Consider the following 14,297-nt stretch of genomic DNA (forward strand, 5'->3'; position numbering starts at 1 on the left):
CGCGGGGTGCGACCGGTCCCCCGTTCCGGTCGCTCCCCCGCGGCAGGTTGAACTTACGTCTACGCGGGGGGATTGGGTATCGCGTCGATGCCCGCTGTGGCGGCCGTGGGGCTCACCTGTGCACAAGTGAGTCCGGAAGGCCCTATTTGGCTGCCTCAAGTGCGGGCTGATCCAGGTCACCGAGGGCGAGATGGGCCAGGACGACCTCGTACAGGTCGGTGCCGCCGGCGAGAAGCTGCCGTTCGAGGACGGGTTCCGCGCTGCGGACGTGCTCGCGGACGGTCTGGGCATGCACTCCGAGGGTGTGTGCGGCCCGTTCGGCGTTGCCGCCCTCGGCGATCCAGGCGCGCAGGGTGCGGCGCAGGTCCCGGCTGTCCTTGTCCAGGTGGGCGAGGAGGTCCTGCGCCCAGGTGCGTATGGCGGGCCCGGACAGCAGGTCGCACAGCGCTTCGGGCGCGGCTTGCGAGGTGTCGGCGTCGGCCGGTGCGTCCGCCAGGCTCACCTGGATGTTGAGCGCCAGGTGGACCACGGCGCGGGCGGTGAGGTCGGTGAAGTCCGTGCGCAGCAGGCCCTCCACGCGTTCCATGCGGGCGCGGACGGTGTTGCGGCTGACGCCGAGGACCTTCGCCGCGCTCACCGCGGTGAACTCAAGGCCCAGCCGGGTGGTGGCGAGCAGCTCGGCTCGGGTGTGGTGCGGCAGGGTGTCGAGCGGGCGCAGCAGACGGTCCGTCCAGCCGCGCAGCGCCGCCGGGTCGATCAGTCGCTCGGGGTGGGTGCGTTCGGCGTAGACGGCGGCTTTGTCCGGACGGAAGTGCGCGACGGCGAGGGCGCTCACCGCCTGCCCGTACGCGGTGGCGGTGCGGGCCAGGCTGTGCCGGGCGCTGCCGCCGAGGAAGGTGCGGGGGCGGGGGCCGATCAGTGAGCGCAGTTGCCGGGCCTCGGTCTCGCCGGGCGTCACGACGATCACGTGCTCGTCGACCGCCGGGCAGAGCACGACCAGCGCCTGCTCGCCCGTCACGTCGATGCACTCCTCGGCGAGTCGGTCGCGTTCCTCGGCGGTGCCCTCGACGACGTAGACGCAGGCGGAGTCCGTGTCGAGCAGGCCCGGCCACAGTCCCGCGGCGACCCGGCGTGCGGAGACGGTGTCCTCCACCATCAGGAGTTGAAGGATCGCCAGGCGCAGGTCGGACGTCGCCTGTTCGAGCCGGCGTCCGGCGGCGGTCATCTCGCCGGCCTTGAGCAGGAGTTCGATGACCTGGACGGTGTGCGTGACGATGTCGGCGGTGCGCCGGTCGAAGGGCGTCTCGCGCGACACGGCGAGGACGCCCGCCGACTGGGGGTTCGGGTAGGCCACCCGGACCAGGCGCAGATGACGGCCCTGTCCCTCCCAGGCGGCGGAGGCGATACGGCCGGCCGCGACGGCCTCGACGAGGTGATCGTCCAGGGGTGGCCGGGTGCCGACGAGGAGCGTGCCGGTGTCGTCCTGGAGCGCGGCGAGGCCCTGCACGGCGTCCGCGAGCCAGGCGACGACGCGGCGCACGTCGCGCCCGGTCGGCCGCAGGTGGTCCAGCAACTCCTCCGCCCACACCGAGCCGTCGGCGCTCCTCACCCCCGCCTCACGGACCCCGTCCTCTCCATCAGCCACGTCGGCCTTCACCTCGTCCTGCACTTCATCCACGACGTACCGCTCGGGACGTTACCTCACCAACCCATGGACCCGGCGTACGCCGCCGTTCGCATCGGGACGTCCCGTGCCGCGACGCTCATCCCGACGCGGAGGCCTGCGCGTCCGCCGGGCCTGAAGGGCATAGGCTCGGCGAATGGCGAAGTACTTCGACGTGCACCCCGACAATCCTCAGCCGCGCACCATCGCGCAGGTCGCCGACAGCGTCCGCTCCGGTGCGCTGATCGCGTATCCGACGGACTCCTGCTATGCGCTGGGCTGCCGGCTGGGCAGCCGTGACGGCATCGACCGGATCCGATCCATTCGCCGACTGGACGACCGGCACCACTTCACCCTGGTCTGCCAGGACTTCGCGCAGCTCGGCCAGTTCGTGCGGGTCGACAACGACGTGTTCCGCGCGGTCAAGGCGTCGACGCCCGGCAGTTACACGTTCATCCTGCCCGCGACGAGGGAGGTGCCGCGCATGCTCCAGCATCCGAAGAAGAAGACGGTCGGCGTGCGCATCCCCGACCACGTCGTCACCCAGGCGCTGCTGGCCGAGCTCGGGGAGCCGCTGCTGTCCAGCACCCTGCTGCTGCCCGACGAGGAGGAGCCGATGACGCAGGGCTGGGAGATCAAGGACCGGCTGGACCATGTGCTGGACGCGGTGGTCGACTCCGGGGACTGCGGGACCGACCCGACGACGGTGATCGACTTCTCGTCCGGGGAGGCCGAGATCGTACGGAAGGGAGCGGGCGACACGTCCCGGTTCGAGTAAAGCCGCCCCCAAGTGGACGGGGGTACCCGGGGCCATGTGGATGGTGCGTGCAACCATGTGCGCGGCCCGATTCCGCCGGGTCGGCGACCTGTTCGCCATCAACCGCGCAGAGAGGCACCCCCATGACCTCCGTACAGGCAACAGACGTCGACGTCCCCACCGAGGACGGCGTCGCGGACGCCTATCTGGCCCATCCCGGTGACGGTCTGCCCCGGCCGGGTGTCCTCCTCTACCAGGACGCCTTCGGGCTGCGTCCCCATCTGCGGTCGATGGCCGACCGACTCGCCGAGGCCGGCTACACGGTCCTCGTGCCGAACGTCTTCTACCGGCACGGGCGCAGCCCGGTCTTCGAGCTGCCCGAGTTCATCGACCCCGCCGCCCGGCCGGAACTGTGGGGGAAGATCGCCCCGGTCATGCAGTCCCTGACGTCCGAGCTCGCGATCCGGGACGCCGGCGCCTATCTGCGCTGGATGGCCGAGCGGCCCGAGGTGGCCGACGGTCCGGTCGCCCTCACCGGTTACTGCATGGGCGCGCGGCTCGCCCTGCGCACCGCCGGCGCCTATCCGGACCGGGTCGCCGCCGCGGCCGGATTCCACGGCGGGCAGTTGGCGACGGACGCGCCGGACAGTCCCCACCTGGTCGCCGAACACGTCACCGCGGAGCTGTACTTCGGGCACGCCGACGCGGACCAGTCGATGCCGCCCGAGCAGATGGAGCGCCTCGCCGCCGCGCTGACCGCGGCCGGCGTCCGTCACCGGTACGAGGTCTACGAGGGCGCCCACCACGGCTACACGCAGGCCGACACCGCCGCGTACGACCAGGCCGGGGCCGAGCGGCACTGGGCGGCGCTGCTCGATCTGCTGAAGCGGACGTTCTGAGCCGTTCGGCCTGCGCCGCCGCCTCTGCCGTGCCGGTGGCGTGCCGGTCCGCACCATGGTCGCGTACGGGGTTATCGTCGGCGGCGTGGACGGTGATCGCCGAGGGTGGCGGGAGTGTTGGCTCAGCGGGGCGGTGTTCGCCGTGTGCATGGCCGGCACCACCCTGCCGACGCCCCTGTATCCCCTCTACCAGGAGAAGTTCGGGTTCTCCGAGTTGACGGTGACCGCGGTGTACGCCGTGTACGCGTTCGGGGTCATCGGCGTGCTGCTGCTGGTGGGCAACGCCTCGGACGCGGTGGGCAGGCGTGCGGTGCTGATGTGGGGCCTGGGGTTCGCGGCGGCGAGTGCCGTCTGCTTCCTGTGCGCCACGGGGCTGGGCTGGCTGTTCGCGGGGCGGCTGTTGTCCGGGCTGTCCGCCGGTCTGTTCACCGGGGCCGCGACGGCGTACGTGATGGAGTTGGCGCCGCACGGGGGCGCCTCGCGGGCCACCTTCGTGGCGACGGCCGCCAACATGGGCGGACTGGGCTGCGGCCCGCTGCTCGCCGGGGTGCTCGCACAGTACGCGGCCTGGCCGCTGTACCTGCCGTTCGCCGTGCACCTGGCCCTGGTGGCCCTCTCGGCCGCCGTCCTGTCGCGGCTTCCGGAGACCGTTCGGGAGCGGCAGCCGCTGAGCACCGTACGGCCGCGGCGGCCCGCTCTGCCGGCGGGTGTGCGGGCGGTGTTCGGGCCGGCGGCGATCGCCTCGTTCGTGGGGTTCGCCCTGTTCGGGGTCTTCACGTCGGTCAGCCCGGCGTTCCTCGCCGAGTCCCTCGACGTGACCGACCACGCCGTGAGCGGGCTGGTCGTCGCGCTGGCGTTCTTCGCCTCGACCGCCGGGCAACTGGTCGTCGGCCGGGTCGGGGTGAGCCGATCGCTGCCGCTGGGCTGCGCCGGACTCCTCGCCGGGCTGGCGCTGCTCGCGGGGGCGCTGCACTGGGATCTGATGTCGCTGGTGGTGCTCAGCGCGCTCGTCGGCGGGGTCGGGCAGGGGCTGGCGTTTCGCGGGGCGCTGGCCGCGGTGGCCGAGGCGTCTCCGGCGGACCGGCGCGCGGCGGTGATCTCGACGCTGTTCGTGGTGGCCTACGCGGGCATTTCGGTTCCGGTGATCGGTGTGGGGGTGCTGACCCAGTCGATCGGTCTGGAGGACGCGGGGCTGGTGTTCATCGCGTGCATGGCCATCCTGGTGTCGGGGGCGGCGGCCTATCTCCTTCGGCGGCCGGTAGCGGCGCGGACCTGAGCGCGGTATCAGGTCGTCGGCCGTTTTCCGGCCGCTCGGGCCGGTTGCCCAACTTCCGTGATACACCGGGAAGTTCACCATGCCGCGAGCAGAGAGGGCATTGCCCATGGGCCGACCCACGACCTCGACTCCCCTGCCGGGCGACACCAAGGTACTGTCCATCGGTCTGCATCCGAGTGCGCTCGACTACAGCCGGATGCCCGACGGTGTCGACGAGGCGGTGCTCACCGCTCGGATCGACGCGGCGAACGCGGCGCTGCGCGAGGCGGGGTTCGATGCTGTTCCGTGCCTGATCGGCGTCTCTCCCGACAGCGCCGAGGCCACTGTCCGCGAGCGGCTTCAGGAGCACACGTTCGGCTTGGCGATGATCGGCGGGGGCGTACGGATGCTGCCGGAGAACACCCTGCTGTTCGAGCGGCTGGTCAACGTCCTGACCGAGGAGGCGCCCGGGATCCGGCTCTGCTTCAACACGTCGCCGGAGGACACGGTCGAGGCGCTGAGGCGGTGGATTCGGGCGTAGGCGGGCGTGGCAGCCGCATGTCCGGGTGGGAGCCTGGCCGCTCTCCCGTTGGTTCCCCTCTCGCTTTGTCCAAACATTCTCGATCTCTGTCCATCGACGGGTCCGCCGGCGGCGGTCGAGGGTGGCTCCATGGATGAATTCAGCGTCCGGGACACGGACTTCCGGTGAGCGGCGGCACGTCCGGGCCCGCTCCGCAGGGGCCCGCGATCGAACGGCGGCGGATGCCGGGTGGACTCGTCGCGCTGGCACTCGGCGGTTTCGGCATCGGACTGACCGAGTTCCTGATCGCCGGGCTGCTGCCGCAGGTGGCGTCGAGTCTCGCGGTGTCCGAGGCGGCCGCGGGATGGCTGATCTCCGGGTACGCGCTGAGTGTCGCGGTCGGCGCGATCGCACTGACGGCGGCGACGGCCCGGCTGCCCCGCAAGAACGTCCTGGTCGGTCTGGTGGCGTTGTTCGTCATCGGCAATCTGTTGTCCGCTCTGGCACCGAGCTATCCCGTGATGCTGCTCGGCCGGGTCGTCGCGGCGTTGTGCCACGGCTCGTTCTTCGGCATCGGCTCACTCGTCGCTCGAAGCCTGGTCGCGCCGGAGAGGAAGTCCCGCGCGGTGGCCGTCATGTTCGCCGGGCTGACGGTCGCGAACGTGCTGGGCGTGCCGTTCGGCGCACTCGTCGGTGAGCGGTGGGGCTGGCGGGCGGCCTTCTGGGCGGTCACCGCGATCGGTGTGCTGGCGCTGGCGGGAATCGTCGTACTCGTCCCCGGCCGGGCGCCGACGGTGACGGGCACGCCCGGCCCGGTACCGCCCAGTGGCCTGCGCGCCCAGGTCCGTGCCTTCCGATCCGGGCAGGTCTGGCTGACCCTGGCGGCCACCGCGCTCGGCTACGGCGGGATGTTCGGCGCGTTCAGCTACATCGCCTACACGTTCACCGAGGTCGGCGGCTTCTCTCCCGCGGATGTCGCCTGGTTGCTCATGGTGTACGGCGTCGGCCTCGTCGGCGGGAACCTGATCGGCGGGCGGGCGGCGGACCGTGACCGTGACCGCGCGCTGGTCCTCTCCCTGCTCGGCCTCACCGTCACGCTGGTCCTGTTCGGTCTGCTGGCCGCCAGCGCCACCGCGTCGGTCGTCCTGGTATTCCTGATGGGACTGTTCGGGTTCGCCGGCGTGCCCGGCCTGATCACTCGCGTCACCGACTTCGCCCACGGTGCGGCCCTGGCCGCGAGCGCCAATGTGTCCGCGTCCAATGTCGGCAACGCCCTCGGCGCCTGGCTCGGAGGCCTGGCCATCACGGCGGGCCTCGGCTATACGGCGCCGCTCTACGTGGGCGCCGGTACCGTCCTGATCGCCGCCGTCGTCATGGCCGTCGCCGCGCAGAAGGCCAAGCAAACCGGGCGCCGGGCCACGGCGGCCGAGCAGCGGGCAAGGGTAGCCAAGCAGCGGGCCGACTGGCCTTACTGAGACCAAGAGGTCCGGGATGCGGGACCGGCGGCTGGGGGCGAGGCTGGTGCCATGTCCGGGCACCGCGTGATGGTCCGCCTGCCGTCGGCGGCTGGTTGCAGGACGGCCGCCCTCACCGACGGCGAGGCTTTGAGGGCCCTGGGTGCGTTGCATGCGCGTGGTACCGCCAAGTCGCTTCCGATCCTCTGTCGCGAAGAGGGGCCGGGGATGTGGGAGCCCTGAGCAAGCGCAAGGGCCCACAGGCCGGCCGGGAGCCTGACGTGGAGGCGGCGCTCGACGATCTCTACGTCACGCCTCCGGCCCAATTCGTCGCCCGCCGTGCGGAGATGTCGGCCGCGGCCAAGACGGCCGGGCGCGCCGAGGACGCCCGTCGTATCGGCGCCGCCCGCCGCCCCACTCTGGCGGCCTGGGCCGCGAACCTGCTGCTGCGCTCCCGACCGGAGGAGAGCCGGCGGCTCCTGGACCTGGGACCGGCCCTGCGCGAGGCGTACCACGTTCTGGACGCCGCCGGGATCAAAGATCTGGCGGAGCAGCGTCGGCGTATGGTCTCCGCGCTGTCCCGGCAGGCCGCTCAGCTGGCTCAGCAGGCCGGGTTCCCCCTGTCGGCCACGGTGCAGCAGGACGTCGAATCCACCTTGCGTGCCGTGCTCGCCGACCCTGAGGCCGCCGACAGCTGGGCCGAAGGACGCTTGGAGGGCGCCCTCACCCCACCGTCGGACTTTCCCACCGGCACCGTCCCGGCAGCCGGCGCTCCGCGAAAACCGACCGCGTCCAAGGCGCCGCCGCCGTCGGCGCGAACACGCCCGAAGGACGAACTCGCCGAACGGCGCCGACAGAGGCAGGAACAGCTCGATCAGGCCCGTAGGACGGCCGAGGAGGCCACGCGGCGGCTGCACGACAGACGCGCCGAGCAGGCCGAAGCCGACAACGCGCTGCAGCGGGCCCGAGACCGGCACGAGCACGCCGAGCAACAGGCGTCGGCCGCCGAGCAGCACCTGCGTGAGGCCCGGGAAGAGCTGCGGCAGGCCAACCACGAGCAGCGGGAGACCGAGAAGCGAAGCCGAGCGTCCGCTGACGCACTCGCCCAGGCGGAGCGGGAGGAGCGCGAGGCCGCCCGCGAGGTGAAACGGCTGAGCGCACGGAAGCGTTAGGAGCCGCGCGAGCGCGGGCGGGCGCAAGCTGGAAGGGTGGTCGCTTCGGCTGCTCGTAGGACGAGACCTGTGGGAGGACCGAGAGATGACTTCGATGGCGAACCTGCCGGAGGTCGTGTCACGCGAGGAGTGGCACGCCGCCCGCAAGGAGCTGTTGGCCGAGGAGAAGGCGCTCACGCGCGCGCGTGACCGGGTGAACGCCGAGCGGCGGCGGCTGCCGATGGTCCGGGTCGAGAAGGCGTACGCATTCGAGGGCCCGGACGGGACGGTGAACCTGCTCGACCTGTTCGAGGGGCGCCCTCAGCTGGTCATGCACCACTTCATGTGGATGTACGACATCGACGCCGACGGTGTCGAGCGCCCCCGCGACACCGGCTGCCCGAGTTGCTCCTCCGCGGCCGACGGCATCGGCGGGCTGCGGCAGCTGCACGCCCGTCACACGACGCTGGTGGCGGTGAGCCGGGCGCCGTACCCGAAGATCTCCGCGTATCGCGCGCGGATGGGGTGGACCTTCCCCTGGTACTCCTCGGCGGGCAGCGACTTCAACTACGACTTCCATGCCACCGTCGACGAGCGGGTCGCGCCGGTGGAGGTCTTCCATCGCACCGAGGCCGAACTAGCGGAGGCGGGAATGCCGTGGTCGGAGGGATTGCGCGGTGACTGGCCGGGGATCAGCGCCTTTCTGCGGGTCGGTGACGAGGTCTTCCACACGTACTCCACCTTCGGCCGTGGCATCGAGCAGTTCCACTACGGCATCCCGTACCTAGACCTCACCGCGCTCGGCCGCCAGGAGGAGTGGGAGGAGCCCAAGGGCCGGGCGCTGCCTCTTGGGCTGCAGGCCGGCGGCCCCGCCCTGCGTCTGCCCGACGAGTACGACGACTGACCGTTCTAGTGGTGGTGCGGCGGGTGCGGGGGCGGGGCCGGGATGCTGGACAGGCCCGGGGCGGCCTCCGGCCAGACCAGCAGGACCGGGCAGGGTGCGTGGTCCACGACGAACCGGCTGGCGGGACCCAGGCTCTTGGGCCCCAGGTGGCTGCGATCACCGTCCCGGGCCACGATGAGCAGGTCGGCGCCCTCGGCCGCGGCGACGACCTCGCGTTCGACCCGGCCGGAGCGTTCCACGCGCGCGCAGTCCCGGCCGAGCAGACCGGCCGCCTCCCGCAGCAGTTCGCGGGCGGAGTCGGCGGCCAACTGTTCCATCCGGGTGCCGGGATCCCGCTCGGGGTGGCCGCGGCCGAGCAGACCGGCGAAGGCACCGTGTGCGGCTCCCGCGCTTTCGTGGCCGGTGACGTGCAGGAGGACGATCTCCGAGCCTGCGGGAACCTGGGCGCGGGCCGCGTCCACGCAGGCCGGCCAGGTGCCCTCGACGATCCACACGATGACGGCCATACGGGTCAGCCTCCGGTTCGTCGGTCCGGTCCGGTCCATTTCCGACCGGCAGCCGATCGATCGCTGATCTGCCGCCGATGCGGTCCCTGATCAGGTCCGATCATCAGGTTCCGATCACTTGCAGTGCGCCCCACAACGCCACCACCGAGCAGGTGAGCGCGGCGGGCACCGTGTACAGGCCGAGCCGGGTGAACTCCCCCAGCTCGACGTCAGTGTCGTGCTCGTGGACGATTTTCCGCCACAGCAGCGTCGCCAGGGACCCGGCGTAGGTGAGGTTGGGGCCGATGTTGACGCCGAGCAGCACCGCGAGCACCGCGCCGGGGCCGGTCTCGGCGGTCAGGGGCAGCAGCACCAGCACCGCCGGCAGGTTGTTGATCACGTTGGCCAGTACGGCGGCCAGCGCGGCGATGCCCAACAGCGCGGGCAGTCCGGTGCCGTCGGGGACGAGATGGCCGAGGGCGTCGTCCAGCCCGTTGTCGACGACCGCCCGCACCACGATCCCCAGGGCCAGGACGAAGGCGAGGAACGGTAGGCCGGCGGCCCGCACCAGGGCCACGGGAGTGGTGCGCCGCCTGATCAGGGCGCGGACGGCCAGCACCAGCGCTCCCGCGAAGGCGGCCCACGCCGGGTCGATCCCCACCGCCGAGGTGACCACGAAGCCGGCCAGCGTGCCGGCCACCGTGCAGAGGGCGAACAGCGGCACCTCGGGCGGCCCGGAGGAGGCCGGGGCCTGTGCGCCGGCGTCCAGGTCGACCGCGAAGAACCGGCGGAAGACCAGGTACTCGACGCCGATCGCGACCACCCAGGGCAGCGCCATCAGCGCGGCGAAGCGGGTGAAGCTCAGCCCGCTCGCGGCGAAGGCGAGCAGATTGGTGAGGTTGGAGACGGGCAGCAGCAGCGAGGCCGTGTTCGACAGGTGGGTGCACGCGTACACGTGCGGCTTGGCGCGGGCACCGAGCCGGGCGGCGGTGGCGAAGACGACCGGGGTCAGCAGCACCACGGTGGCGTCCAGGCTCAGCACCGCGGTGATCAGGGAGGCGACGACGAACACCTGCCCCAGGAGCCGGCGCGGTCGGCCCGCCGCGGTGCGCGCCATCCAGGCCCCGCACGCCTGGAAAAGGCCCTCGTCGTCACACAGTTGGGCGAGCACCAGCACGGCCGCGAGGAAGCCGATGACCGGCCCCAGCCGGGCGGCCTCGTCCGCCGCGTGGTCCAGTGAGATCGCACCGGTGGCGATGACCACCCCCGCGGCCGGAACGGCGACGACGGCCTCCGGCAGGCCCCATGGACGCACCACGGCGCCCACCAGGACGACCACCAGGAGGACGGCAGAGAGCGCTTCCGCGAGGGAGCCGGTCAGGGTCGGAGCCTTTCGAGGTGGATGGTGTCCGGTGGAGACGGCGGTGGCACGAACCGCGTGATCATCGGGTACCCACAGAATACTCAGGCATCCGTGCGGGCAGTCCGCGCCGACAACCCGCGGCGCAGGCACTCCGCGAGGCGGGCGGCGAGGCGGCCGTCCGGGTCGAGGCGCGGGTTGAAGATCGTGACGTCGAGTCCCACGGCGCGCGCGTCGGCCAGCGCCGTCCGCAGCACGCTCTCCAGCTCGTCCCAGGTCAGCCCGTCGGGCTGGCGGTAGTCGACGGCGGGCATGATGGCGTCGTCCAGGACGTCGACGTCGAGGTGGACCCAGAATCCGCCGCCCACACCGCCCGCACCGCCGGCGAGCCGGTCGACCGCTCGGCGTGCCGCCGTGCCCGCGCCGGACGCGCGTACTTCGTCGAGGTCGACGGCGTGCAACTCGGCCGGGAGTGGCTGCATACCGGCCTGGGCGGACTCGGCGGCGTCGCGAAAGCCGAAGGCCACGACGTCCTCGTCCCGCACCAGGGGGCCGCGGCCTTCGAGGTCGGTGAGCAGCCGGGGGCCGCGGCCCGTGGCCAGGGCGAGTTCCATCGAGGCCGCCTCGCCGGTCGGCTCCGCCGAGGGCTGGTAGAAGTCGGTGTGGCCGTCGAGGAACAGCAGGCCGTGGCGTCCGCGGCGGCGCAGGGCGAGGAGGTTGCCGAGCAGGATGCTGCAGTCCCCGCCGAGGACGACGGGGAAACGGCCCTCGTCGAGGACCCCGCCGACCGCGTCGGCCAGCCGGACTGAATACCCCGCGATGCCGTGCGGGTTGAGCACCCCGGTGTCGGGGTCCCTCGTCGGGTCGTAGGCGGGTGGTTCGACCCGGCCGGCCCGTACCGCGCCGAGATCGGCGGCCAGTCCGGCGTCGAGCAGGGCCGTGGGCAGGTCCTGGACCCCGGAGGGCCGCAGGCCGAGCACGGACGGCGCCTCGATGATCGCGAGTTCCCGCATGTCCAGCTCCTTCCGTCGCCACCCGCCGCCCGCACCGTCACTCCATCTGTGCCACACCCTGAAGGCCGCCACCACTTGTGGGCCGGAAGGCGGCGGGCAGAGGGGCTGGGCGGTGCTCATGGTTCGGCGGATGCACACGTTCGGCAGGCCTTCCCGAGCCCGGCGCTCATCTGGCCGAAACTCATCCCCCTGTGACCGGAGTTGACTCCCGGTGATACAAAGCTCAACTGCTACCGGCGGTAAAGGCTTGCTTTGCGCAACCTTGCCCCGTACACCTTGCTCCACAACTAGCCAAGACTCTGGGGGGAGTTGGCTCATGGAAGGCACGGTTGACGGGTTACGCTACGGCGCGGTAACCCCGGTGGCGGCCTATTTGATGGCCTGCCTGGGAGGGGCGTTGGGACTGCGATGCATCGTTCGGTCCCTGCTCAACGAACATTCATGGAAGGCGGGTTGGCTGGGGCTCGGCGCCGCCTCGATCGGCTGTGGCATCTGGACGATGCACTTCATCGCCATGGTCGGCTTCCAGGTCGAGGAGACCCGGATCCGCTACGACGTCGGACTGACCGTCCTAAGCCTCGCCGTGGCCATCGTCGTGGTCGGCATCGGCGTGTTCATCGTCGGGTATCGGGGCGCGGGCAAGGGCGCGCTGACCGGTGCGGGTGTCATCACCGGGCTCGGTGTGGCCGCGATGCACTATCTGGGGATGGCGGCGATGCACCTCGACGGCAGCATCCAGTACGACGTGTTCACCGTCGGGCTCTCGATCCTGATCGCGATCGTCGCCGCGACCGCCGCACTGTGGGCCGCCGTCACCATCCGCGGTTTCCTCACCAGCCTCGGCGCCAGCATGGTCATGGGGATCGCCGTCTCCGGGATGCACTACACGGGCATGGCCGCCGTCAGCGTGCATCTGCACGGCACGACCGGCGCGTCGTGGGCCGGTGACTCGCCCACCTCGCTGCTGCTGCCCATGCTCCTGGGGCCGGCCATCTTCCTTCTGCTGGCCGGAGTGGTGGTGATGTTCGACCCGCTCCTGGTCCTCGGCGAAGGCGAAGGCGCGAGGAGCCGAACCGGCACATCCAGGGGCGCAGGAGGACCGGGCGGTTACTCGGGCCAACGGCCGGTAGCCGCCCGCGAGTTCAAGGCACCTGTCCCCGGCGCCCCACCACCCCGCCGGGAACCGTACGCCCGCAAGTGGTGACCCAAGGGGAGGGCGGGGCACGGCGACACGCCGGAGCCCCACCCTCCCCTTCTCGGCGTTCTCTAGATCATTGTTACGGTGCACAGGTGTCTGATTCCTCACGCGATACCGCCGAAGGCGCCGGCTGGGGCGCCACCGAACTCGGCGCGTACAAACGGCTGATGCCGCACCAGGTCGAGAAGATCTCCTGGCTCAACCCGAAGACGCTCTGGGCCGCCCGCAACGGCGTGCTCGCGTCCTGGTTCGGGGACCCCACGGGGCGTACCCGCGGTCGCTGGGTGGCCCAACGGGCCGCCGCCGGGGCACCTGCCGACAAGGTGATCCGGCGCGACGACCCGGACCGCTTCTCCTTCCTCGTCATCGGTGACACCGGTGAGGGCGACGAGCCCCAGTACGCCGTCGTACCGGGCTTCTTGAAGGTGGGTCAGGACACGCGGTTCACGGTCCTCGCGAGTGACGTGATCTATCCGGTGGGCGGCGCCGACGACTACGGCACCAAGTTCTTCCGGCCCTACCAGGACTACCAGGCACCGATCTACGCGATACCGGGCAACCACGACTGGTACGAGGACCTCGGCGCGTTCATGCGCGTCTTCTGCGGCGACGCCCCGGCCCTCGAAGCCGAGGCCGCGCCGCGCCCGCTCAGCAAGGCGTGGCTGCGGTCCCTGCTGTGGCACCGGCCGCGCAAGGGGGACGGTCAACGCCTCCCGCAGGACCGGGAGTTGAGGTCCGCTCCGGCTCAACAGGCCGTTCAGCCGGGGCCGTACTGGGCGATCGACGCCGGGCCGGTGCGCATCATCGGCATCGACACGGGACTGCTCGGCACCCTCGACGCCGAACAGGGAGCCTGGCTGCGCGAGGTGTCCAAGGATCCCCGGCCGAAGATCCTCATCACGGGCCAGCCGCTGTATGTGGACGGTGAGCACCACCCCTGCGCGATCGACGGGGGCGGCACCGTCGACGAGATAGTCCGCGACCCGGCCCACCGCTATGTCGCGGCGATAGGCGGCGACATCCACAACTACCAGCGCTACCCGGTGCAGGTGGACGGCCGCACCATCCAGTACGTCGTCTCGGGCGGCGGCGGTGCGTTCATGCACGCCACGCACACGATTCCGCGGGTCGACATCGCGAACGTCACGGAGAAGGAGTTCCGCTGCTATCCCCTGCGCGGTGACTCCCTGGCCTTCTACAGCGGGCTCTACGGGCGGAGGCTGCGCCTGCGTCGCTTCTTCACGCTCAGCGAGGCGGAGGCCACGGCCGTCGTCGCCGAGCGGCTGGACATCCGGCCGGGTCGCGCTCCGGCCGCCGACGCCCGGATCACCCGGCGCACGCGCCTGGTCGCGGGCCTGCTGGGCACCGGACGCCGACCCGACCGCGCCAAGCGGTTCCGACTGCCCGTGCGCAAGATCTACACCTCACTGTTCTCGCCGAGCTCGGCGACCTACAGCCCGCCGTTCTTCAAGTGCTTCCTGCGCCTCGACGTCACCCCGGAGACCATCCGCCTGCGCTGCTACGCCGCTACCGGCAACCGCGCCCAGGAGCTCGTCCCGCCGGTCGAGGACGAGGTCACCATTCCCCTGTTCTGACCCGGAGGGCGGGAACATCATCGGGCGCGGGGCGGTTGGCACT

General features: G+C 71.6%; 13 protein-coding genes. 9 read left to right on the forward strand and 4 right to left on the reverse strand.

Annotated features, from left to right (window positions below; genetic code table 11):
• Nucleotides 1-142: 142 nt before the first annotated feature.
• Nucleotides 143-1,645, reverse strand: coding sequence for a helix-turn-helix domain-containing protein (locus ACIA8X_RS37195; protein WP_399460157.1), 1,503 nt, complete (start codon nt 1,643-1,645; stop codon nt 143-145).
• 175 nt (nt 1,646-1,820) lie between these two features.
• Between ACIA8X_RS37195 and ACIA8X_RS37200 the strand changes: the two genes are divergently transcribed.
• The 7 genes from ACIA8X_RS37200 to ACIA8X_RS37230 all read left to right on the forward strand — a co-directional run bounded on the left by ACIA8X_RS37200 (nt 1,821) and on the right by ACIA8X_RS37230 (nt 8,603).
• Nucleotides 1,821-2,441: an L-threonylcarbamoyladenylate synthase gene (locus ACIA8X_RS37200; protein ID WP_393460321.1), complete on the forward strand. Its 621-nt coding sequence runs from the start codon at nt 1,821-1,823 to the stop codon at nt 2,439-2,441.
• A 122-nt stretch (nt 2,442-2,563) separates the two neighbouring features.
• The gene (locus ACIA8X_RS37205) at nt 2,564-3,319 is read left to right on the forward strand and encodes a dienelactone hydrolase family protein (RefSeq protein ID WP_393460324.1); all 756 of its coding nucleotides are present in this window, start codon (nt 2,564-2,566) and stop codon (nt 3,317-3,319) included.
• 85 nt (nt 3,320-3,404) lie between these two features.
• Nucleotides 3,405-4,595, forward strand: a complete 1,191-nt coding sequence (locus tag ACIA8X_RS37210; protein ID WP_399460158.1) for an MFS transporter — start codon at nt 3,405-3,407, stop codon at nt 4,593-4,595.
• A 106-nt stretch (nt 4,596-4,701) separates the two neighbouring features.
• The gene (locus tag ACIA8X_RS37215; RefSeq protein ID WP_399460159.1) at nt 4,702-5,115 is read left to right on the forward strand and encodes a hypothetical protein; all 414 of its coding nucleotides are present in this window, start codon (nt 4,702-4,704) and stop codon (nt 5,113-5,115) included.
• A 221-nt stretch (nt 5,116-5,336) separates the two neighbouring features.
• The gene (locus ACIA8X_RS37220; protein ID WP_393460509.1) at nt 5,337-6,569 is read left to right on the forward strand and encodes an MFS transporter; all 1,233 of its coding nucleotides are present in this window, start codon (nt 5,337-5,339) and stop codon (nt 6,567-6,569) included.
• Between the two features lie 209 nt (nt 6,570-6,778).
• Complete coding sequence (locus ACIA8X_RS37225) at nt 6,779-7,720, forward strand: hypothetical protein (RefSeq protein ID WP_399460160.1); 942 nt, start codon at nt 6,779-6,781, stop codon at nt 7,718-7,720.
• Nucleotides 7,721-7,805: 85 nt separating this feature from the next.
• Entirely contained in the window at nt 7,806-8,603 is a 798-nt protein-coding gene (locus tag ACIA8X_RS37230; protein WP_399460161.1) for a DUF899 domain-containing protein, read from the forward strand.
• Nucleotides 8,604-8,608: 5 nt separating this feature from the next.
• On the opposite strand, the gene ACIA8X_RS37235 is transcribed toward ACIA8X_RS37230, so the two are convergent.
• From ACIA8X_RS37235 to ACIA8X_RS37245, 3 genes are all read right to left on the reverse strand, one after another.
• Nucleotides 8,609-9,109, reverse strand: coding sequence for a universal stress protein (locus ACIA8X_RS37235; RefSeq protein ID WP_399460162.1), 501 nt, complete (start codon nt 9,107-9,109; stop codon nt 8,609-8,611).
• A 103-nt stretch (nt 9,110-9,212) separates the two neighbouring features.
• The gene (locus ACIA8X_RS37240) at nt 9,213-10,469 is read right to left on the reverse strand and encodes an SLC13 family permease (RefSeq protein ID WP_399460196.1); all 1,257 of its coding nucleotides are present in this window, start codon (nt 10,467-10,469) and stop codon (nt 9,213-9,215) included.
• Between the two features lie 83 nt (nt 10,470-10,552).
• Nucleotides 10,553-11,461 (reverse strand): arginase family protein, encoded by a 909-nt coding sequence (locus ACIA8X_RS37245; protein ID WP_399460163.1) that lies wholly within the window; start codon nt 11,459-11,461, stop codon nt 10,553-10,555.
• Nucleotides 11,462-11,777: 316 nt separating this feature from the next.
• Between ACIA8X_RS37245 and ACIA8X_RS37250 the strand changes: the two genes are divergently transcribed.
• Complete coding sequence (locus ACIA8X_RS37250; protein ID WP_399460164.1) at nt 11,778-12,665, forward strand: MHYT domain-containing protein; 888 nt, start codon at nt 11,778-11,780, stop codon at nt 12,663-12,665.
• A gap of 86 nt (nt 12,666-12,751) precedes the next feature.
• Complete coding sequence (locus tag ACIA8X_RS37255; protein ID WP_399460166.1) at nt 12,752-14,254, forward strand: metallophosphoesterase family protein; 1,503 nt, start codon at nt 12,752-12,754, stop codon at nt 14,252-14,254.
• Nucleotides 14,255-14,297: the final 43 nt, after the last annotated feature.

The organism is Streptomyces sp. NPDC051738, from assembly GCF_044453205.1.
GTDB lineage: Bacteria > Actinomycetota > Actinomycetes > Streptomycetales > Streptomycetaceae > Streptomyces.

Bases quoted from the DNA above. Each gene is read 5' to 3' on its own strand.
- ACIA8X_RS37200 (WP_393460321.1), top strand. From the start codon at position 1,821: ATGGCGAAGTACTTCGACGTGCACCCCGACAATCCTCAGCCGCGCACC.
- ACIA8X_RS37205 (WP_393460324.1), top strand. From the start codon at position 2,564: ATGACCTCCGTACAGGCAACAGACGTCGACGTCCCCACCGAGGACGGC.
- ACIA8X_RS37215 (WP_399460159.1), top strand. From the start codon at position 4,702: ATGGGCCGACCCACGACCTCGACTCCCCTGCCGGGCGACACCAAGGTA.
- ACIA8X_RS37220 (WP_393460509.1), top strand. From the start codon at position 5,337: ATGCCGGGTGGACTCGTCGCGCTGGCACTCGGCGGTTTCGGCATCGGA.
- ACIA8X_RS37230 (WP_399460161.1), top strand. From the start codon at position 7,806: ATGACTTCGATGGCGAACCTGCCGGAGGTCGTGTCACGCGAGGAGTGG.
- ACIA8X_RS37235 (WP_399460162.1), bottom strand. From the start codon at position 9,109: ATGGCCGTCATCGTGTGGATCGTCGAGGGCACCTGGCCGGCCTGCGTG.
- ACIA8X_RS37245 (WP_399460163.1), bottom strand. From the start codon at position 11,461: ATGCGGGAACTCGCGATCATCGAGGCGCCGTCCGTGCTCGGCCTGCGG.
- ACIA8X_RS37250 (WP_399460164.1), top strand. From the start codon at position 11,778: ATGGAAGGCACGGTTGACGGGTTACGCTACGGCGCGGTAACCCCGGTG.